Below are 19,473 nucleotides of genomic sequence, written 5' to 3' on the forward strand. Positions count from 1 at the left end.
TAGCGCGAGATCACGGGTTTAGTACTTGGACGAAAGGCACGGGTCAACTCATCAAACGCCGGGCCCTTGGCCGGGCTTACGCCCATTTTTTTGCGATGCAAACCCGAGAAATCGCCATTTGGGTGAGGGCCTGGCAGAAAGAGTGGTACCCTTACAGATCTGGCCTGATGGCGACGAGGGCGGTTCGGGGGGATCAACTGCGGTCTGGACTGGTAGACCGGCTGAAGGGCGATCTCGCCCAGGCGCTGCGCCGCAAGCCGGCCCACGAGGGCAAGTGCGCCGGCGCGGTTCGCTGCCTCCTGCCCCTGTCCTCGGACCTCCGGCAGGTGGTGGACGAGGGGCTCTCGACGCTGGTGAAGCGAGGCTCCTTCGGGCGTCCGCTGTACGCCGGCTGCATGCGGGGGTTGGCCCAGACGGAGCCACGCCGCGCCGTCCCTCTGCTGAAGCAGGCGCTGGCCACGGACGAGGCGGGCGGGCTCGCGACGCTGTCGGCGGCGTGCTTCGTTCCGGACGAAGGCCTGAGCGAGGCTCTGGCGCGGGTGGCGACCAATCGCCATCCGCACCTCGCCTTCGCCGCCGAGGTTGCCCGGGTGGCGCGGGGGGAATCCAACGGGGCGCACATCGCCTCCGTGGCGCCCAAGATCAAGGAGAGCCATCGCATCGCCCTGTGCGCCGAGATGTTCGTGCCCTTGTTGTGGGAGGACGCGCTGCCCTTGGCCATCGCGCCCGCCTTGGCGGTGCTGCGGGACGCCGAGCGACACCTGGGCCGCTGGCTGGTGCTGGGCGCCATCGCCTCCCGGGCGGGGGATCCGAAGCCGCTCTCGGAAGCCGAGGAGCGCGCCAGTGAAGGACCCGGCAGCGCCCGAGCGGCGTGGGCGATGGTGGCGTGGGCCCTCACCGAGGCGAACCCACCACCGGACGTGCGTCCCACCGTCGAGCTCGTCGCGCGGCTCAGTGATCGGCCGAGCTCGGATCGCGACATGACGTTCCTGCATCGCTTGGGCTCGGCCGGCGCCCCCGCGGCGCGCGCCATGCTCGAGGGGCTGGTGAAGGGCTCGTCCTTGGCGAACGAGACGGCGGTCCGTTCGGCGGCGTACTTGCTGCGCTCGTACGATCGCGAAGATCTGGAGAACGGGCTCACGCTGGCGGCCAAGAATCGCCGGCGCGAGGCCCTTCGGGGGTTGGCCGCGGCGGGCCTTTACGACGCCGGGCGACGAGAGCTGGCGCGCTCCCTCGCGCCGGAGCTGTGCGAGAGCAAGCAACTCTGCACCGCGGCCTGGGGCGCCTTGCTCGAGGCTGCGGCGGATGACGACGCGCTGATCAGTGAGCAGCGCTTTCGACGCATCCAGCTCGGATGGCCCGAGTAGCCCGCAGCGCGTTCGTGCTGGCCGCGTTCGTCGCCACCGGCGCGAGCGCGAAGCCTCGGCCCCTGGAGGGGGACGTGACGCTCACGCTGCTGGCGGACCAGGACGACTCCGACGCGAACGGCATTTCCGACGCGCGCGAGGCGACGGCAACTGACGCGCTGTGGCTCGACGGGGGCGGAAAACGCGTGACGGCCGTGAAGGGCGACGCGCTGCGGGTGGTGCTGGGCTCGCGGCCCGTGGCGCTGTCCGCGGTGAAGGGCAGGGCCGTCCGCGCCTTCGGGCTTCAGGGCGTGCACGCGGGGCGCGCCGAGCTCAGTGTGGGCAGCGCGCGGGTGAGCGCGACGGTGCTCGAGGTCGCCGCCGTGGACGGGCAGGGACGCCGCGTCGATTTCGCGACGTCGCATGCGTCCATCAGCCGCAGCCTGCCCGCGGCGATCGCGCTCAAAGCGCAGGACGTCCCCGACGACGACGCCCTGAGCTGGGTAGTGGCGGGGCCCGAGGGCGCCGTTCCCGAGCGCATCGAGATCGCATCGACCACCGTGGAGGGCGAGCCCCTCGACCAGCTCGGAGAGGTCGCCCTGGCGCCGGCGAAGTGCCCGAGCTTCGTGGCGGCGGGTCTCGAGTGTCGCGCCACGCCGCCGATCCGAGCCACGGGGGACATCATCGACCGCAGCCATCCGGACTCCGCCGCCCGCTCGCTGAGGGCGGAAGTGGGCGGACGCATCGTGGTGTCCCTGGGCGACGGTGCCGGCCAGGGCCTGCGGGTGGGCGGACCGCGCCACAGCGCGCTCGGGCCCATTGGTCGTTACCGCGGGCGGCTCAGGATGCGCCTCGTGCGGCTGTCCCCGGGCGGCTCGCCGCCCATCGGTGGGACGGACAGCGCGGCGGTGGAGCTGGGCAAGGACGAGATCCGCACCACGAGCGGCTTGTGGGGCCAGTGCGGCGTGCACTTCGGCGCCGCGAAGGATCTCGACGTGCAGGTCGTGGACCCACCGCCGCCCTACCTGTTGGCCGTGGGCTGCGATCTCGGACTGCCGGCCAGCGGCGGGCGGCTGCGCTTCTCCGTCGACAAGAAACGTCTGGAGGTGAAGACGAAGGCGGGGCAGACGCCCACGCAGGTGGCCGACAGCGTGGCGGCCGCCGTGCGCCGCGCGGGCTTTACCGTGGCGGTGAGCGCGAACGCGCGCATCGCGCCGGGAGCGCTGCGCACGGCGGACGTGTTGGTGCGCCACGCCGATGGTCGCTGGGCGACGATCTCCGCGGGTGCCGACCTGAGCGACGATCCGACCCTCGACGTGTGCCTCGGCGAGGTGGATCTCTCCGACGGCCTGACGCACTTCACCGACTTCGACGCGGTGGCGGGGACGGTGGAGGAACGCAGCCTGATCAAGGCCTTCGACGATGGCGATCCGACGACCATCGAGGTGCTCGTGATCCCGAGCTTCTCCCGCACCGGGCGTATCGGCGAGTCGTTCATCTACGCGGACGGCGGCAGCGTTCGCAACGCCGTGATCATCGATCGCGCCGGCATCCGCGCCGGCGCGCGCTCCTTCGCCCTGGCCCACGAAATCGGGCACATCTTGCTCGATATGCCGGGGCACCCCGACGACTACGGCGTCGACAGCCCGTCGTCGTTGATGGACGCTGACGCCGCGGATCCGACGATCTTCGGACCGCGCCGGCTGTCGGTGTCGGAGTGCGAGCGCGCGCTGCGGCAGAGCGGCCCGAGCGCGCCGGTTCCGCTGCTCAGCGCGTGGCCGCTCTACGCGCCGTGACCGCGGCGGACCGACAGCATCATTCTGGAACGATCTGAGTGAGCTCGGTGCCGGCGGCGTAGGCGTAGCTCACGTAGGCGTCGAAGCCGTCGACCAGCACGCCGATCTTGGCGTCGGAGTCGATGCGGTGCACGCCGTCGTCTTGGAAGCCGGGGGACAGGTTGTCGTCGGTCTTGTCGGGGTCGATGACGGGGAACGACAGCTGACAGCGATGCACGATGAAGGGCGGCACGGCGCTGCCGCGCTCGGCTTCGGTGAGGCCGTCGCCCGGCGCGCTCACGCAGGAATCGAGCGTGGAGATGTCCTGGCCGTCGAGCACGATGGTGGCCCCCGGCGGAGAGACGATGCGGATGAAGTCGAAGCTGTACTTGTCCGGCGTGAGGAACACGTACGAGGAGCGGAACTGCTCGATGGGCGGAATGATGAGCAGACTCGGATCCCCGCCCGGCAACCCGCGGGGAATGCCGGCGGCTTCCTGACTCGGCGACACGCTGGACAGCATGATCGGGGCGTCGCTCTCGAGCATGAAGTCGTGGATGCTGGTGATGTTGGCGAAGTCTCCGCGCCCACTGAGAACGATGTTTCCGTCCTTGCCCGGCAGCGTGGTGGTGATCCGTGCGCCGGCCTCCGTGGCGGCGATCACGCGGAAGTATTCCGGCTGATCGATGACGCCGATGGTGGCGCCGGCGGCTTGGACGGCGCGCGTGCGATTGGCGGACACCGAAGCCACGAAGCGCTTGCCCGCCGTGCGCAGCGGATCCAGCTGCTCTTCCAGGTGATCCGCACAGCAGCGCCGCAGCGACAGCTCCGAGAAGAACGGCGCGTCGCTGGCCTCGCTGCCGCTGAACACCACGACGGGTTGATCCGCGCTCACCAGAGAGCCCGTGAAGTCCGCGTTGAAGTCGTCCGTCTCCAGGTTCAGCACGTCGAAGGGACCCAGGCTCACTTCTACGTCGCCCCCTGGGAGCGTGGTCTGCACCGGCCCGCCGGCGATGATGCCCGTGCTGCTCTTGACGCGCACGGTGGTGTTCGGCCGGGTGCCCACGATGGTGAGGAAGGCGCGCAGATCCGTGGGGTCGTTGGGGTTGAAGTTGGTCTTGGGGTCGTCGGTGCTGGCGATGGTCTGCGGCCAGCCGAGCACCACGTAGGACGGAACCACCGCTCCCGAGGCGCCGCCCAGGGCCTCCACGGGCTTGAGCAGGGAGGCGTCGTTGGAGAACACGTTCACGTTCTCCAAAGGATTGAACTGGTAGGCCACGACGGGAAAATCGCTGGTCAGCCGGTAGGCGTGGCGCGTGAGGGCGGTGTGGGTGCCATGGTCGTAGCTGCCCTCCGGAGAGCCATCGACCTCGCGGGGGCCGAGCTTGAACACGCGCAGGGACAGCGGCGGGATGCTCGCGTTGGCGACCTCGAAGGGAGCGTTTGCGTCCCCCGGCAACGAGTCGTCCTGCTCGATGCTCACTTTGGCGGTCACGTCCGGCTGCGGGTTGCTCACCACCACGGCAAACTGTTGCGCGGCCGCGTTGAGCGAGGCGCTGACGTTGGCGTTGTCGAGATCCACCGCCCAGTACTCGCAGCCCACGTTGCTGCGCTGTTGTAGCGCCTGGCTGCACAGATCGATGCAGCTGCCCGAGCGGCAGGCGCTGCCCGTCGTCGGGTCGCAGGTCTTGCCGGGCGTGATCACGTCACCGTTGGCGTCGCACTGCTGGGTGGTCTGGCCGTCACAGGAGCCGGCGTTCGGCACGCAGGTCTTGCACTGGAACAGCCCCGGCACGCACACCAGGCCCTGGGCCTTGCAGTCGTCCAGGGTGACCCAGGTCAGCTTGCCGCCGAGCTTCTGGCATTCCTGCAGGCCGCCGGAGCACCGCTGATCGCCGACGGTACACAGCGGCGGCGGCGGCTTCACTTCCTGCACCAGCCAGCGATCTCCACGGTCGAAGCTGCAGCTCGCGGCGAGCGCCAAGCCGAACAGGGCGACGGACGAGAGCTTCTGCATCAGAGGTGCGCGTAGAAGACGTCGGTGGCGTAGGCGTTCCAGCCGCGATCCCCCAGCTGGCGGTAGCGCAGGGAGCCGTAGTCGAAGTCCACGATGTGCGCCACGCTCACGCCGATGGTGATGGGGCCGCTGAGGCCGAGGCCGAGCTGGGACAGATCCGGAAGCTTGGTTTGAGTGACGCCGGGGGGCGCCGCCACGGTCCAGTTCACGAGGCCGCCGCCGGTGGACAGCGTGAGCACGGAGAGGTCCACGCTCTCGCCGCCGGGGAGCCAGGCCCAGGCGAGCTCGGTGCCCGTCCAAGCGCCGTTGTCCGCGGGGATCAAGAGCTTGGGCACCTCGACGAAGTCGCTAATGGGAATGGCGGGGCCGGACACCGTGGTGGCCAGCGCCGCGGTGACGGACCGCGGCGTGCTCTCCGCCACGCCGGTGACGGCCTCGGCGGAGACGACGTACTGGCTGCCGTTCAGCGCTTCCGTGAGGGGCGGCAAGCCGATGAAGTTGATGTTCCCGGAGATGGGCAAGAGCTTCGTTTGCTTGCCGACCGGGAAGATGGCGTAGCCCTGCTCGCCCACGCGCACCGCCGTCGACGCCACGATGCGGTCCGGGCCCTTGGTCGTGGGCGTGGGACCGGTGACGTCGAGCGCCACCGCGTGATCGAGGGGAATGTCGACCTTGATGAAGACGTCGCTGGTGACTTGGCCGGGCTTGGAGGACACGCCTTTGGCGATGCCCATGGCGTAGGCGATGAACTTGGGGGGCGACAGCTTGCGGTTCTCGAGGCCGGCCAGCGCGTACAGCGTGACGTTGCCGCCGCCGACGGTGAGCTGGTAGTCGAAGCCCACGTTGCCCGTCGACTCCGGTGTCACGGCGGCGCCGGCGCTCGGCAGCTGGAACTCGTTGGTGGGATCGCTGGCCAGGCGGAACACGTACGCCACGCGCTTTTCGTCTTCGCTCTGCGGGGCGGGGACGTTGGTCCAGCCCGCGCGCTCGAACTCCTTGTTGCCGTCCCACAAGAGCTGTCCGGTGACGGCCCCGGAGAGCGACCCGGAGCCGCCCACCGGCGGTGGATCGCCTTCGGACGCGCACTTGGGGCTGAGCACGGGATCGAGGTACGCGGTGACGGTGTCCACCGGGACGTCCACGAAGGTGATGGGCGAGAAGCACTTCATGGCCACCGTCACCGTGCGCTTCGGCCCGAGGCCTTTTTGCTGCACCACCGCGACGCCGCCGCTGTCCGTCTTCTTCACGGCGGCGGTCGAAAGGTCGTCCCCCACGATCACCGTTGCGCCTTCCAGGGCGGCGCCTTCGTAGGAGTCCAACGCCAAGACCTTGATCTGGTCTTTCAACGGCTGGCCGCTCAGGCCGCCCTTGTAGCCGTTCTCACTGTCGCCGTAGGTGAAGGCGTCGAGCACGTCCACGTTCACCAGATCCGGCGTCTTCACCCGCAACGACTTGACGCCCGGGGTGCCAGGCGGCGTGGTGCACTCGATCTCCGTGGGGCCGAGCACGGTGGTGGTGGCGCAGGGCTTCAGATCGACGAACACCTCGGTGCCCGCCGTCCACTGGGTGGCCTGCCCGTGGAGCGTGATGATGGTGCCCCCGCTGGTCGGCCCGCTCGCCGGCTCGGCATAGAACTCATCGTAGGTGTAGCCGCCGGTCAGCGTCCGCTCGGTGGAGCCGTCGTTGCCGTTTCGCACCCGCACGTCCACGGCCCCCGCGTCTCCCTGAGGCACCACCACCTGCACGCGCTTGGGATCGACCGGGACGACGTCCGTTTGCGGGATCTCCTTGTCCCCGAACCACACACGCACGTCGCTCGAAAAGCCGTTGCCGCGCACCAACGCCAGCTGCCCGCCGTTCCAGGGACCGTGAGGTGGCTCCACGCCCAGCACCGCGTGGGGATCGCTCACCGGCACGTCGCCCTTGGCGTCCCCGAAACCCACGCCGGAGTCGACCAGGTTCGGCGGTGGCGATCCGGCGTCGTCCAGGTACTGCTTCTCGAACTTGCCGGTGTCCCGAGCGATGCACCCCGGGGCCAGCACCGCGCCGCCGGCCAGGGCCAGGAGCGCCACGCGGATCAGGTTGTCGCTCGAGCGCCCCACAGCCCGTGAAGGCTAGGGCCAGGCCCCCCAGGGTGCAACTCGATGCCCCATCGAACCGGGGCTTTTGTACCAGCCCCAGGGCCGAGGGATTGTTGGTCCGGCGCGAGTCCCGGAACGGAGCGGCCGTCGCGCGCTATTGCGGCGAGGCGTTCCACTGCCCGCCACCCGTGGGCGAGTACAGGTAGCCCCAGGTGCCGGTGAGGTTCTTGTCGGACGTGCTCTTGCGGCTGAGCACCGCGCGGCCGGCCCCCGGCTGCGGGAAGAACGTGCTCCAGCTGCAGTTGAAGTTGAGGCCGCTGCCGTCCTTGTTGCAGTCGAGCCGTCCGCTCACCCCCTGCGCCGGCGTGAAGTTGCAGGTCAGGGTGGTGGCGGCCTCGGTGCAGGCCATGGGGCCGCGGGTGCTCGAGTAGTTGCCCGAGAGGGAGACCGCGCCCGTCGCTGGTGGCGGCGTGGTGGTCGGCGGCGGCGTGGTCGTGGGGGGCGGCGTGGTCGTGGGCGGGGTGGTGGTCGTGGGCGGTGGCGTCGTCGTGGTTGGCGCCCCAGCGGGGACCAGATCCCACTTGCCGCGGCTGTTGGAGGAGAAGAAGTCGCCCCAGGTGCCGGCGAGGACGCCGCTGTCTTGGCGCACGAACTGGGCGCGGCCTTGGCCGCCGCCGCTCCAACCGCAGTCGAGGTTCGTGCCGTTGGCGGAGCAGAGCAACATGCCGCCCGGGTACTGGCAGCTCACCGTGGCGCCGCTCTGCTTGCAGCTGACGTTGCCGCGGTCCGACGTGTAGTCACCAGCGAAGGAACCGTTCCAAGGCTGCGGTGTGGTGGTCGGCGGCGGGGTGGTCGTGGGTGGCGTGGTGGTGGGCGGCGGGGTCGTCGTGGGCGGCGTGGTGGTGGTGGGCGTGCCGGTGCCGTACAGCGTGCTGATGGCGGCGCGGTCGCCGTTCGAGAGACCGTCGCGCTGACCGATGGTCGCGCCAGATTGCTTCGGGATGATCGTGGCCTTGCCCGACTTGCTGAAGGCCTTGGACGAGTAGTGCATGATGCTGGAGTAGTCGTAGGCGCCGATGTCCTGACCACGGCCGTCACGCTTCTCGAAGTTCGACTTGTACGCCGGGCTGATCTCGTCCCACGCGATGGTGATGAAGTCGTCGCGATCGCCGCGCGATTGCTCGTGATAGAAGCCCGCGGCGTGCAGCATCTCGTGGATGATGCTGCCGCGTCCGCAGTCCGCGACCTGGATCGGCTGGGCGCCGCCGATGCGACCGATGTACGAGCTGCAGTCGCTGCCGGAGTCCTTGAACAGCACGTAGTCCTTGTCCGCGCTGGTACGGGGGCGGACGTTGAGCTCGGTCTCGTTCACCTGGCCGATGGCCCAGGCGATGTTCTGCGACTGGGACTGCGAGACGCTCGCGTCGATCACGTAGGGGATGTCCCCCTTGGGCCACAGGCTGGAGCTGTCCTTCAAGGTGACCGCACCCTTCACCCCGAAGGGGGAGGTGCGTGGCATGGCGTAGAGCATGGCGACGTTCTGAGCGGGGCCCAGCAAGATGTCGCCCTCCATCACCGCCATACCGTTGACCACCTGGTAGCTCACCAGCTGGCGAACCGCGCTGCCGGGCAGGAACAGCGGCGCCGTGACCACCTGGCGCGGGGCCTGGAGCTGATAGCCCTCGGCCGAGAGGGGGGAGCGGGGGCCAGGTGGGGAACTGTCAGGAGGGGGCGCCGTGGGTGCGTACTGTGCGCGCTGGTTGGTCTGGCCAGTATTGATGGTGCAAGCGGCGAACAGGAGGGGCAGGGTGAGCAGCGCAGCGCCGCGGGCGAGGGGCTTCATTTTTGGTCTCCTGGATATTACGCGGAAGACTAAAGCGTGTTGACAGTTTTGGCCAACACCGCCCTTCTCGGGCGTTGGGCATAGGCCCTTCCTGCTTCGACGAGGGTAGTTTCACGGACCACCAAGAGCGGTGGTTCGCCAGAGCTTCCCTCTCCACAGGCGTTTTGCGTCTCCGCGTGCTTCGCGGCGACGGGAGGCCAGTCTCCTTGGCCGAGTACGCGAGGGTACTGAGCCAAGCACACGGCAGCGTTCTCATCGCGGTCGGCCTCGTGACCGCAACTACTGCAGTGAAAGATGCGCTCTCCGAGGTCGAGCCGCTCGCCGATGGTCCCGCACGCGCTGCATCGGCGCGTGCTGGGGTAGAAGCGGTCAGCCACGGTGAGCGTTGCGCCGTACCACTTCGCCTTGTAGGCGAGCTGCGCTCCGAACAGCGCCCAGGCGCTGTCCGCGATGGCACGGGCGAGTCGGGTTTTGATGAGCCCCGAGATACTCAGCTTCTCGATGACCAAGTGACCGTGGGTCTGGGCCAGTCGGCTCGATTGGCGATGGGTGAAATCGTGTCGGATGTTGCGAATGCGTTGGTGCACGCGCGCGAGCTGGGCGCGGGCCTTGTGCCGATTGCGAGAGCCCGGCTGCTTCCGGGACAGGCTGCGGCTCTTGCGCCGCAGCTTCGGTAGCGCGGCGCGGAGCGGGCGCGGGCTCTCGATGTGCTCGACCTGCCTACCGCTTTCGCTGGCGAGCACCGCAAAGGTCTTGAGCCCGCGGTCGATGCCGACCGGCGGAGCCTCTGCGCTGCCGTGGCGCCGCGCGGGATGCAGCTCGGCGGCCTCGACGTTCAAGGTCACGCGCCAGCGGCCGCCCTCGCGGGTGCTGACCGTGGCGAACAGCACCTTGGCTCGGCCGCTCTTCAACATGCGGCGCAGCCGGCGCGTGCATTCCCGGACGGCAATGCTGCCGAGCTTCGGCAGGCGCACGGAACGCGGGTCGCCCTCGCCAACGCGGACTTCGTTCTTCTTGTTGCGGATGCGGAACGACTGCCGCGCTTCCGACCTCTTCTTGAACTGGGGAAAGCCGGGAGGCTTACCCGAGCGCTCTCCCTTGCGACCCGCCGAGAAGGCTTGCAGCGCCCGCCCCAAGTCGACCGCTGCCTCTTCGAACACCTGCTGGACGACGTCGGTACGCCAGGAGAGCCCCACGCGCCCGTCCTCGTCCACCCCGGCTCGCTCCGACCGCTTCCATTCATTGAAGTCGTTGATGAGATCGAAGCCCGACCACGGCGGCTTCTCCTCGGCCTCGAGCGCGTTGATGACGAAGCGCAGGCACTGATTGAAGCCGAAGCGCGCCGCTCCCACGTGACGCCGGAGCAGCTCTTCCTGCTCGCGCGTCGGCTGGAGCGTGAAGCTGAAGGTGGTGTGCCGAGTCACCCGGGCCACACCGTGAGAGCAACGCGAGCAGCCGCAAGAATCACGAATCTGGCGTAGCTCCGCGTGGTTTTCTCGTAGCGCGTGGCCACGCGGCGAAACGCCTTCACTCGCCCGAACCAGCGCTCCACCGTGTTGCGGAGCCGGTACTTGTCGCGGTCGAGCTCGCGCTGGACCTTGCGATTCCTGCGCGAGGGGATGACCGCCTCGAACCCTGACGCCTGGATATGCGCCAGTGCGGCATTGCTGTCGTAGGCCCGGTCAGCGATGACAGCCTGTCCCGTACCCCGCTCCACGACGAGTGCATTCACCTGCGTCACGTCAGCCGCCTCGCCTCCCGTGACGATGAAGCGCACCAGCGCGCCCTCGGCCGAAACGAGCGCATGAACCTTTGTGGAAAAGCCACCGCGAGAGCGGCCGAGACCTTCTGATGATTGCCCGCCCCCTTTTTCAGCGCGCCCGCCGCATGTGGATGCGCTTTCACGATGGTGCTGTCCATCAACAGGTCATCGGAAGGCCGCACTTGCAGCACTTCGTGAAGCTGGTGCCAGCGACCCGCCAGCGCCCAGCGCCGAAAGCGCCGATACACACTGCCCCACTTCCCATACTCCGCCGGCAAGTCTCGCCACGGTGCGCCCGTCCGTAGGATCCACAGCGTTGCTTCGATGAAGCGACGATTATCGTCGCCCTTTGGACAACGTGACGTGAGAGCGGAAACCAACGGCGCGATGCGTGCCCACTCGGCGTCGGAAAGCGCGACTCGAACCCCCATTCGCGCAGCCTATCAATAACTGAACGCATGTCAAGCTCAATTCTCATCGAGGCAGGATTTCAGCACCAATCCCATCCAGAAACTGTCAACAGACTCTAGCGGATCTTCCGGACCGCGGTGTGGCCGCGCCGGACCAACAAAAGAAAATCCGGGGTCCTACGTCAGACGGAGAACAGGGACAGACCATTGAAGTGCGGTAGATTGCCTGCGATGCGCAGTATGCTGATGGCTCTCATGGGGCTCGCTGCCCTGGCCTGTGACCCGAAGCCCCCGGAGGCCACGGTGCCCGACCCGCCCGCGAGCAGCGACCCGACGCCGCCCCCACCCACGGCCTCCACCCCGGCGGAGGCGGAAGCCGGTCCGGCTCCGAGCGCGATGGAGAAGACGCTGTTCGTGAAGGAGACGCAGGCGGACTGCGAAGGCGAGGGACCGCGCAAGTGCTTGCAGGTGCGGGACAGCGCCGACGGCGAGTGGACGCTGCTGTACTCGCGCATCAAGGGCTTCGACTACCAGGAGGGCTTCGCCTACGAGCTCCGCGTGCGGGTCTCGAGCGACGCCCATCCCCCGGCGGATGGATCGTCCGTGCGCTACGAGCTCGTGAAGATCGTCTCGCAGGAAAAGAAGTAGCTACCCGCGGAACGAGCAGTAGATGTCGTGGCCGGCGATGCGATAGATGTCGCCCTCGGCCACGGCCTTGCGCTGCACGCGTTGGCCCTGGAACTCGATGCCGTTGGTGGAGCCGAGATCCACCACGTAGTAGTGGCCGCCGTGCCACTCCACGTTGGCGTGTTGGCGTGACACGTTGGTGTCGTCGATGGGCAGATCGGCCATCTTCTTGCTGCGGCCGATGACGAACTTCGCCTGTGCGACGGTGAAACGCTGTCCGTTGTAGTGCAGGTACAGGGCGTAGGTGGGCGCGTCCTGCGGCGGAGCTTGCGGCGGTGGCGGCGTGTAGGCGCGCTGCGGTGGACCGGGCGGCGGACGCGTTGCCGGCGGCGGCGGTGGCGGTGGCGGTGGTGGCGGCGCGTAGCTCTGGCGCGGCTGCGGCGGCGGTGGCGGCGCGGGGCGGCTGTACTGCGGCGGCGGTGGCGGCGGCGGCGGCACGTGCTGGCCCGGCGGCGGATGCGGACCCGCACGACCCCCGGGCGGCGGGTGCGGTCCCGGCGGAGCGTGTTGACCGGGAGGCGGGTGGGGGCCAGGAGGCGGATAACCGCCTTGCGGTGGCGCTGGCGTGAGTGACTGCGAGACGTAGGCGCGGAGCGCGTCGTTGATGAGGTCGTCGACCGCGACACGGCGGCTATAGGCCGCACGCTCGAGCTCGTACCAAACGTTGTCGTCGCAGTAGAACTGCCGCGGCTGGCGGCGATCGTTCATGGCATCCCTCGGGGCTGTGCCGGAGAGCCTACATCGTGTCGGCCCTCACGCTCCACTGCCTTGAAGCGCACGCGGCGGGGCCGGGCTCCGGTCCCGGAGGTCGAGAGCCACCAGGATGTCCAGCGCCATGCGTTTGCGAGAGCCGCCGTCTTCCGTCGGCCCCACGCAGGCTGGGCAACCGCCTTCGCAGCGGCAGCCCTCGATCAGGGCTCGGGCGCGGTCGCAGAGCTCGCCGGCTCGCTCGAAGATGCGCGGCGCGAGGCCCACGCCGCCGGGCTGCGCGTCGAACAGGAACACCGTGGGGTCGAAGCCGCCGATCCGGCCCCCGAAGGGATCTCGTCCTGGAGCCACGCCCTCGGTCCCGCCGTCTCCCAGGGTCTGACCGATGTCTCGCGGATCGCACATCAGGGAGAGCGTGCTCACGGTTTCCAGGGCGCGGCCCAGACCGCGAAGGCCATCCACCACCGCTGCTCGCGGCTTGCCCAGGGCGTCGATCACGGCTTCCGGCAGGGTGAGCCAGAAGCTGACGGTGTGCATCTGGATCTCGGGCAAGTGCACGTCGCCGTAGCCGGCGTTCTCGTGGGTGAAGAATTTGATCTTCTTGTACCCGGTGACCTTCTCCTCCACTTTCACGTCGCCCAGGCCGATGCGCGTGTTGCCGAAGGCGCGCAGGTCGTGCTCTTCGATCACCTGCACGGTGCGATAGGTGAGGGCAGTGGTGAAGTAGTCCGGCGCCACCTTGCGCACGAAGGCTTTGTGGTTCTCGTAGTCCAGCCGTTCCACCTGGAACTGCTCGGCGTCGTGCTGGTAGATGGCTTGCTCGTGCAGCATGGTGTGCGCCGCGCGCCAATCGAGCTCGGCGATGCTCTTGTCCGTCGCGACGTCGATGATCACGAAGTTGTCCCAGCCGATGTTGCGCAGCGACACGTGATTGGCGGGGAACGCCTCGCCGGCCCAGTGGTAGACGCCGCCGCTCTCGTGCACCAGGCCGTGGCTCGCCAAATAGTCGAGGGCGTTCCGGGTGGAGCGGGCGTCGAGGGACAAGTAAGCCTCGCCCTGGGCGGCTTCTGGGTGCGCGGGGCGCGGGCCCGCGGCGCTGAGCTCGAAGGGCGCTTCGAAGGCCGCGCACTTCAGGTGCTGGACCAGGACCTCCACGTTGGCCGGATCGATGCGCGCTTCTTCCGCGGGGGCGCCCAGCAAGTAGCTCGGGTCCCGCGCCAGGTACTGATCCAGCGCGGAGCTGCCGCACACCATCACCGCGATGCTGCCGTCCCCGCGGCGGCCGGCCCGGCCGAAGCGCTGCCAGGTCGCGGCGACGCTGCCCGGGTAGCCGGCGCACACGACGGCGTCGAGATCACCGATGTCGATACCGAGCTCGAGAGCGTTGGTGGCCACCACGCACAAGATCTCGCCTTCGCGCAGGCCCCGCTCGATGGCGCGCCGGGTCTCCGGCAAGTAGCCGCCGCGGTAGGCCATGATGGCGTCGGCGCCGGCGACGTCCCCACACTTGGCGCGCAGGTACTTGAGCATGACCTCCACGCTGTTGCGGCTGGGGCCGAACACGATGGTGGGCACCCGCGCACGCACCAGGGTGGCCGCCAGGTTCACGCTTTGCTTGAGGGCGCTGGCGCGAATGCCGAGCTCGGCGTTCACGACGGGTGGGTTGTACACGAACAAGCGCCGGCTGGAGCGCGGCGCGCCGCTCTGGTCGACCAGCGCCACGGTGTCCACGCCGAACAGCCGCGCGGCGTGCTCGCGGGGATTGCCGATGGTCGCCGTGGCCGCGATGAACACCGGATCCGAGCCGTGGAATCGCGCAATACGCTTGAGGCGCGCGATGACGTGGGCCATGTGGGAGCCGAACACGCCGCGGTAGGTGTGAAGCTCGTCCAGCACCACGTACTTCAGGTTCTGGAAGGTGGCGACCCACTTGGCGTGATTCGGCAAGATGCCCGCGTGGAGCATGTCCGGGTTGGTCAGCACGATGCGACAGCGCTCGCGAGCCACGCGGCGCGCGTCCCCCGGCGTGTCGCCGTCGTACACGGTGGCGGCGACGCCCAGCTCCGCCTCGGTGATGAGCTCGCGCAGGCTGTGCTCCTGATCGCGCGACAGCGCCTTGGTGGGATACAGGAACAGCGCGCTGGCGGTCGGGTCCTCCGACAGCGCCTGCAGCACCGGTAGGTGGAAGCACAGGCTCTTGCCGCTGGCCGTGGGCGTGGCGAGCACGACGTGGCGCCCGGCTCGCGCTTCGGCGATGGCTTGGGCCTGGTGCGAGTACAGCTCGGTGATGCCGCGCTGAGCGAGGGCCCGCCGCAGCGATGGCGCGAGGTCTTGGGGCAGGGGGGCGCTGGTGGCGCCTTGGGCCGGGGACGTGTGATCCGCCGTGAAGCACTCGCGCACGCTGCCGCTCGACAGCCACTCTGACACCACGGCGTCGATGCCCACGGGATGCGACCAGGGAGCCTCCGGCATGGCGAAAGGCTAAACAGATGCGCAGCTGGCGGCAACTCGAATCAAAGAATCGTGGTTGGGTTTGGGCAGCCGCTCGGCGAGCTCGCCGATGCTGGGCAAGACGAGCGGGGACTCATGCTCGACGAGGAACGGTTTGCCCCAGCGAGTGAGACCGAAGAAGGAACCGACGCCGCTATGAAACGGCGGGTTGGGGTCTGCGTTGGTGATCGGGCGTTGCCCGTGGGCACGCTGCGTGAATCCGTTGGCACTTTGGAGAGCGGTGGGGATGACCGAACCGGAGTTGGAGCAGTTCGCTGGCGCATTCGAGCATCGGGAGCGGGAAGCTGCTCGAAAGGCATGAGATTCCGGGACCTGGCACGCGAGCGACTGGCCCTCGGCCGCGACCTGTCGTAGGAAAGCGCCCCCGATGAGCGACCCGATCGACGAGGCGCGCCCCGCAGAAGAGGCCGTCGAGCCCGAAGCCCCGCAGCCCGAGCCCGCGGATCCCGTGGTGGCCGCCCCCGAGGCCGCGGCTCCGCTAGCGGTGGAACCCGTCAAAGCGGAGCCCGAGCTCACGCTGGACGAGCTGCGCCGCCGGCCGAGCTACCTGTTCTTCGGCATCGCGGCTTCAGTGAGCCTGGTGCTCGACATCGGCACCAAGGCGTGGGCGGAGATCGTGCTGTCCAAGCGCACCCTCGTGGATCCGTCCATCGTGTTGGTGAAGGATCATCTCACCTTCACCCTCGCCTACAACAAGGGCGGCGCCTGGGGGCTTTTGCACGACGCCAGCGAGTCGGTGCGCAAGCCGTTCTTCCTGGCGGTCAGCGCCCTCGCCATCGCCTTCATCGTGTCGCTCTACAGTCGGCTTTCCCCCGGACAGCGCTCGCTCAAGTGGGGGCTGCCGTTGGTGCTCGGCGGCGCGCTCGGTAACCTGTCGGATCGCATCACGCGTTCCAGCGTGATCGACTTCATCGACTATCGCGCCAACTGGGTGGAGTCGATGAATCACTTCATCGCGCGTTGGGCCAAGGGCTGGACCATCACCGACCACTGGCCCACGTTCAACGTGGCGGACGTGTTCATCTGCATCGGCGTCGCGCTGATGGCGGTGGACATGATGACCTCGCGCCGCAAGCCGGCGAAGCCGCCGCCGGTGGTGAAGGAACCGGAGCCCAAGGTGGAGAGCGTGCCGCCGTCGCCCGAGAGCTCGTCCGCTCCAGTGAGCTGAGGCCGATGCAGGGCCGGCTGTTCAGCTTCTTCTCGATACCGTTTCCCAGCTACTTCGTCCTGCTGCTGACGGGGTTCATCTTCGCCACTGCCGCCGGCGCCATCTGGGCCAAGCGGGTGGGGCAGGACCCCGACGTGGTGGTGGATCTCGGTCTCGCCATGTTGCTCGCCGGCGTGGTCGGCGCTCGCCTGCTGCACGTGATCGCCGACGGCTACTTCTGGGACTACGTGCACCTGTGCACCGATCCCGCCAAGGTGGACTGGAAGATCACCCAAGCCGAGTGCATCACGGACCGCTACAACGGCGTGTGGGACGCCGCCAAGGGCGTGTGCCACCCCACGGAGGTGGACTGCTGGGCGTGGGCGAAGTTCTGGGCCGGCGGCCTCACGTATTACGGCGGCTTCATCGGCGCGAGCTTCGCCGGGTGGTGGCTGCTCAAGCGCGACCGCTTTCCGTTCTGGAAGGCGGCGGACATGGCCGGCCTCGTCATTCCCATCGGCCTCGGCTTCGGGCGCATGGGCTGCCTGCTCGCCGGCTGCTGCTTTGGTCTGCCGTCCAAGATGCCCTGGGCGCTGTCGTTCCCGTCCCACAGCCCCGCGAGCGAGACGCAGTTCAAGGTCGGGCTCCTCGACTCGCCGTTCGATCCCTCCTTGCCGGTGCACCCCACGCAGATCTACGAGTCCGCCGGCTCCTTCGCCATCGCCGCCTTCCTGATCCTGTTCCTGCACTCCCGGAAGCGCTACGACGGCCAGATATTCCTCGCCTTCGTGGCGCTCTACGCCGCCGTGCGCTTCGTCCTCGAGTTCTGGCGCAACGACGACCGGGGCGGGCTCCTGGGCCTGTCCACGTCGCAGCTCATCGGCGTGATCCTGGTCGCCATCGTGGTCGCCGTGCACCGCGTGCGCCTGGCCAAGGTCGCCTGATCATTGTCGGTCCGCCGCGGAACCTCGGGCTTCGTTGGCCCGACGGCGCGGGGAGTCGTAGGATCGTGGGAATGCGGCGCCTGATCCCGTCCGTCCTCGTCGCGGCCTCGCTGCTCGTCGCGTGCCAGAAGGCCGACGAGCACCCGCCCGCCCTGGACACCACCTGTCCGCCGGAGAACCCGAACTGCCACGACCTGCCGCCGCTCGGCGGCGGCGGCACCAAGGACGGCGGGACCGGCGGCAGCACGTCGTCCGACGGCGGCGTGGCGGGCGAGGGGACGACCCTGACGGGAAACGTCGCGGCGCTCACCTCCGAGGACTTCCAGTCCGGCGTCAACTACGGCGACGTCGCCACCGTGTCCGCCGACGCCGCGGACGGCGGCACCGCGACGGCCACGTATCAAGGCGGGAGCTTCACCCTCACCGGCGTGATGCCGACCCCGGAGCTGTGGGTCACGGTGACGCCCGCGGTGGTGGGCGAGTACCTGCCCACGCTGCAGCCGCTGAGCAGCGAAGCCGACGCCGACGTGACGCTGTACCTGATCCCGGCGTCCACCATCGATTTGATTTACGGGCTCTTGAGCTTCCCCGTGGCGCGAGAGGTGGGCCGCGCCCACGTGGTGCTGCGCTTCGTCGACGCCACCACCGGCGAGCCCATCGAAGGCGTGACGGTGTCCCACGTCGGCGAGACCGTGAGCTACGACACCGGCGGCAGCTGGAGTGACGTGCAGACCGGCACCGGGAGCTTGGGCTACGCCGTGCTGGTGAACGCGCCGGCGCAGTCGAACCGCACCAAGCAGAAGGTGAGCTTCGATACGGGCACGGTGAGCGGCTCGCTGGACATCGCCATGCAGAGTGACGCCATCACTCTCGCGGACATCGCCATCGCGCAGTAGCTCAGTCCCAGTTCGAGCTGAGCCACATCTTCCAGCTCTTCAGGGTGCCGCTCTCGCCGCTGACGGTATCCCGGATTTCGAGCACCCAGTCGCCGTTCACCATGTTGTCGCCCTCGATGCCGCTGGGGGCCACGATATGGCTGGGCGGATTCGCCTGGTGATTCCAGAGGGTGGCTTCCGCGCCGCCGGGCTGGTGCAGCACCACGACGAGGTCCTGCTTGCGGGGATGGTCGATGTCGAGATCCACGACCACGTCCATCGGCACCGTGGCGAGGCCGCTCACCGGCAGCGTACTCTCGACGGCCGCACCGTCGTCGCTGATGGAAAGCGGCGTGGTGCTCTCGAAGGTGTTCGCCGCCCAGGACTCCATGCAGAAGCCGTGGCTCAGATAGGGCAGGGTGAGGCCGGCGCAGAGCCCGCTCTGGCACTCCGAGTGGGCATCGCACTCCATGCCGTTGGGCGTGGTGCCGCCCAGGGTCTTCGGATACTCGCGCAGCGCCAAGAGCGCCGAGTGACCCACGTAGTAGAGCTCTGAGAGCTGCAAGATGCTCTCGATGTTTCCGGCGGCGACGATGGAATCGGCGGCGCGCTTGTCGAGCCCCACGTCGATGTCCAGCGTCTCGTGGCTGGCGCCATTGACGAAGGCGAGAGTGGCGTTCGCTTCGTCGACGCTGAAGGCCACGTTGTCCCAGGTGCCGAGCAGCTCGGAGCCGCTCGGGACGTAGCCGCCGCTCTGGGCGTAGGCGAGCAAGCTCGCCATCGCCGCGGGGCCGACCCAGGGCACGCCGTCCACCTCGGCGACGTCGTCGAACAGGTCGTCGTCGGCGGTGCCGAAGAGGCCGTCCGCGCCGTTCCTGTGGGCAATGAGGTTCTCCGCCGCGCGCTTGTCGAGCGGGACGAGCTCGTCGAGGACGTACAGATCCGTGGCCGCGTCGTTCAAGAGGGCAACGACGCCCAGGGCGTCGGCGCTGCCCTCGACGATCGCCTGGCTGCCGCTGGCGACCGTGCCCGCGCCGGGCTCGCTGCCCGGATCCGTTTGGACGGCGCAGCCCACGGACAGGGCGGCGGACAGTGCGAGGAGGCCGAACAGCTTGGAGGTCGCCATGCGCCGGCCCTACGCAAGCATCGGTCCATGACGGAAGTCGTGAAAAGCTGGGGGCTCGACGGGCCTCGCGTGTCGCTCAGGGACTTGAATGTTGCATTTGTGCAATTAATGGTGCGAATGATGTAACTTGGCGGCAGCGTCCGGGCGCGGCCCGACGGGGCTCGCGCCGCAGCAACATCCAGCGGCAAATCCAGGGGATGGGGCGTTGCCTGGATCGCCCGCCGGGGAGCTGGTAAGCGCG

Annotated in this window: 15 protein-coding genes; 6 read left to right on the top strand and 9 right to left on the bottom strand. The window is 68.7% G+C overall.

Annotated elements, in window-relative coordinates; translation table 11 throughout:
- The first annotated feature begins 167 nt into the window (after positions 1–167).
- On the top strand, positions 168–1,367 hold the full coding sequence (locus H6717_26005; protein MCB9580511.1) for a hypothetical protein: 1,200 nt from the start codon (positions 168–170) through the stop codon (positions 1,365–1,367).
- On the top strand, positions 1,355–3,142 hold the full coding sequence (locus tag H6717_26010; protein ID MCB9580512.1) for a hypothetical protein: 1,788 nt from the start codon (positions 1,355–1,357) through the stop codon (positions 3,140–3,142). The genes H6717_26005 and H6717_26010 overlap by 13 nt, the downstream gene beginning before the upstream one ends.
- Before the next feature lie 19 nt (positions 3,143–3,161).
- Here H6717_26010 and H6717_26015 read toward each other — a convergent pair whose 3' ends face one another.
- The 6 genes from H6717_26015 to H6717_26040 all read right to left on the bottom strand — a co-directional run bounded on the left by H6717_26015 (position 3,162) and on the right by H6717_26040 (position 11,255).
- Complete coding sequence (locus H6717_26015) at positions 3,162–5,138, bottom strand: IgGFc-binding protein (GenBank protein MCB9580513.1); 1,977 nt, start codon at positions 5,136–5,138, stop codon at positions 3,162–3,164.
- A complete protein-coding gene (locus H6717_26020; GenBank protein ID MCB9580514.1) occupies positions 5,138–7,240 on the bottom strand; it encodes an IPT/TIG domain-containing protein in 2,103 nt (700 codons plus the stop codon). The genes H6717_26015 and H6717_26020 overlap by 1 nt, the downstream gene beginning before the upstream one ends.
- A gap of 133 nt (positions 7,241–7,373) precedes the next feature.
- Positions 7,374–9,062 (bottom strand): M12 family metallopeptidase, encoded by a 1,689-nt coding sequence (locus H6717_26025; protein MCB9580515.1) that lies wholly within the window; start codon positions 9,060–9,062, stop codon positions 7,374–7,376.
- Between the two features lie 29 nt (positions 9,063–9,091).
- Positions 9,092–10,486, bottom strand: coding sequence for a transposase (locus H6717_26030; GenBank protein ID MCB9580516.1), 1,395 nt, complete (start codon positions 10,484–10,486; stop codon positions 9,092–9,094).
- Positions 10,483–10,839: a transposase gene (locus tag H6717_26035; protein MCB9580517.1), complete on the bottom strand. Its 357-nt coding sequence runs from the start codon at positions 10,837–10,839 to the stop codon at positions 10,483–10,485. Before H6717_26035 ends, H6717_26030 begins: the two co-directional genes overlap by 4 nt.
- The gene (locus tag H6717_26040) at positions 10,800–11,255 is read right to left on the bottom strand and encodes an IS5 family transposase (protein MCB9580518.1); all 456 of its coding nucleotides are present in this window, start codon (positions 11,253–11,255) and stop codon (positions 10,800–10,802) included. The genes H6717_26035 and H6717_26040 overlap by 40 nt, the downstream gene beginning before the upstream one ends.
- Before the next feature lie 234 nt (positions 11,256–11,489).
- Here H6717_26040 and H6717_26045 point away from each other — a divergent pair, with 234 nt between their 5' ends.
- A complete protein-coding gene (locus H6717_26045) occupies positions 11,490–11,882 on the top strand; it encodes a DUF4377 domain-containing protein (protein ID MCB9580519.1) in 393 nt (130 codons plus the stop codon).
- On the opposite strand, the gene H6717_26050 is transcribed toward H6717_26045, so the two are convergent.
- Positions 11,883–12,629, bottom strand: a complete 747-nt coding sequence (locus H6717_26050) for an FHA domain-containing protein (protein MCB9580520.1) — start codon at positions 12,627–12,629, stop codon at positions 11,883–11,885.
- A 45-nt stretch (positions 12,630–12,674) separates the two neighbouring features.
- Entirely contained in the window at positions 12,675–15,101 is a 2,427-nt protein-coding gene (locus tag H6717_26055; protein MCB9580521.1) for a DEAD/DEAH box helicase, read from the bottom strand.
- Between the two features lie 406 nt (positions 15,102–15,507).
- Between H6717_26055 and lspA the strand changes: the two genes are divergently transcribed.
- From lspA to H6717_26070, 3 genes are all read left to right on the top strand, one after another.
- The gene (gene lspA, locus H6717_26060) at positions 15,508–16,308 is read left to right on the top strand and encodes a signal peptidase II (GenBank protein MCB9580522.1); all 801 of its coding nucleotides are present in this window, start codon (positions 15,508–15,510) and stop codon (positions 16,306–16,308) included.
- A gap of 5 nt (positions 16,309–16,313) precedes the next feature.
- A complete protein-coding gene (locus tag H6717_26065; protein ID MCB9580523.1) occupies positions 16,314–17,231 on the top strand; it encodes a prolipoprotein diacylglyceryl transferase in 918 nt (305 codons plus the stop codon).
- A gap of 71 nt (positions 17,232–17,302) precedes the next feature.
- Positions 17,303–18,127 (top strand): hypothetical protein, encoded by an 825-nt coding sequence (locus tag H6717_26070; GenBank protein MCB9580524.1) that lies wholly within the window; start codon positions 17,303–17,305, stop codon positions 18,125–18,127.
- A gap of 1 nt (position 18,128) precedes the next feature.
- Here H6717_26070 and H6717_26075 read toward each other — a convergent pair whose 3' ends face one another.
- On the bottom strand, positions 18,129–19,232 hold the full coding sequence (locus H6717_26075) for a proprotein convertase P-domain-containing protein (protein ID MCB9580525.1): 1,104 nt from the start codon (positions 19,230–19,232) through the stop codon (positions 18,129–18,131).
- Positions 19,233–19,473: the final 241 nt, after the last annotated feature.

The sequence above is a fragment of the Polyangiaceae bacterium genome (assembly GCA_020633235.1).
Classification (GTDB): Bacteria; Myxococcota_A; Polyangia; order Polyangiales; family Polyangiaceae; genus JACKEA01.

Coding starts and splice junctions, on each gene's coding strand:
- H6717_26055 (MCB9580521.1), bottom strand. CDS start 15,101: ATGCCGGAGGCTCCCTGGTCGCATCCCGTGGGCATCGACGCCGTGGTG.
- H6717_26065 (MCB9580523.1), top strand. CDS start 16,314: ATGCAGGGCCGGCTGTTCAGCTTCTTCTCGATACCGTTTCCCAGCTAC.
- H6717_26025 (MCB9580515.1), bottom strand. CDS start 9,062: ATGAAGCCCCTCGCCCGCGGCGCTGCGCTGCTCACCCTGCCCCTCCTG.
- H6717_26070 (MCB9580524.1), top strand. CDS start 17,303: ATGCGGCGCCTGATCCCGTCCGTCCTCGTCGCGGCCTCGCTGCTCGTC.
- H6717_26010 (MCB9580512.1), top strand. CDS start 1,355: ATGGCCCGAGTAGCCCGCAGCGCGTTCGTGCTGGCCGCGTTCGTCGCC.
- H6717_26015 (MCB9580513.1), bottom strand. CDS start 5,138: ATGCAGAAGCTCTCGTCCGTCGCCCTGTTCGGCTTGGCGCTCGCCGCG.
- H6717_26075 (MCB9580525.1), bottom strand. CDS start 19,232: ATGGCGACCTCCAAGCTGTTCGGCCTCCTCGCACTGTCCGCCGCCCTG.
- H6717_26040 (MCB9580518.1), bottom strand. CDS start 11,255: ATGGGGGTTCGAGTCGCGCTTTCCGACGCCGAGTGGGCACGCATCGCG.
- H6717_26050 (MCB9580520.1), bottom strand. CDS start 12,629: ATGAACGATCGCCGCCAGCCGCGGCAGTTCTACTGCGACGACAACGTT.
- H6717_26005 (MCB9580511.1), top strand. CDS start 168: ATGGCGACGAGGGCGGTTCGGGGGGATCAACTGCGGTCTGGACTGGTA.
- H6717_26045 (MCB9580519.1), top strand. CDS start 11,490: ATGGGGCTCGCTGCCCTGGCCTGTGACCCGAAGCCCCCGGAGGCCACG.
- lspA (MCB9580522.1), top strand. CDS start 15,508: ATGAGCGACCCGATCGACGAGGCGCGCCCCGCAGAAGAGGCCGTCGAG.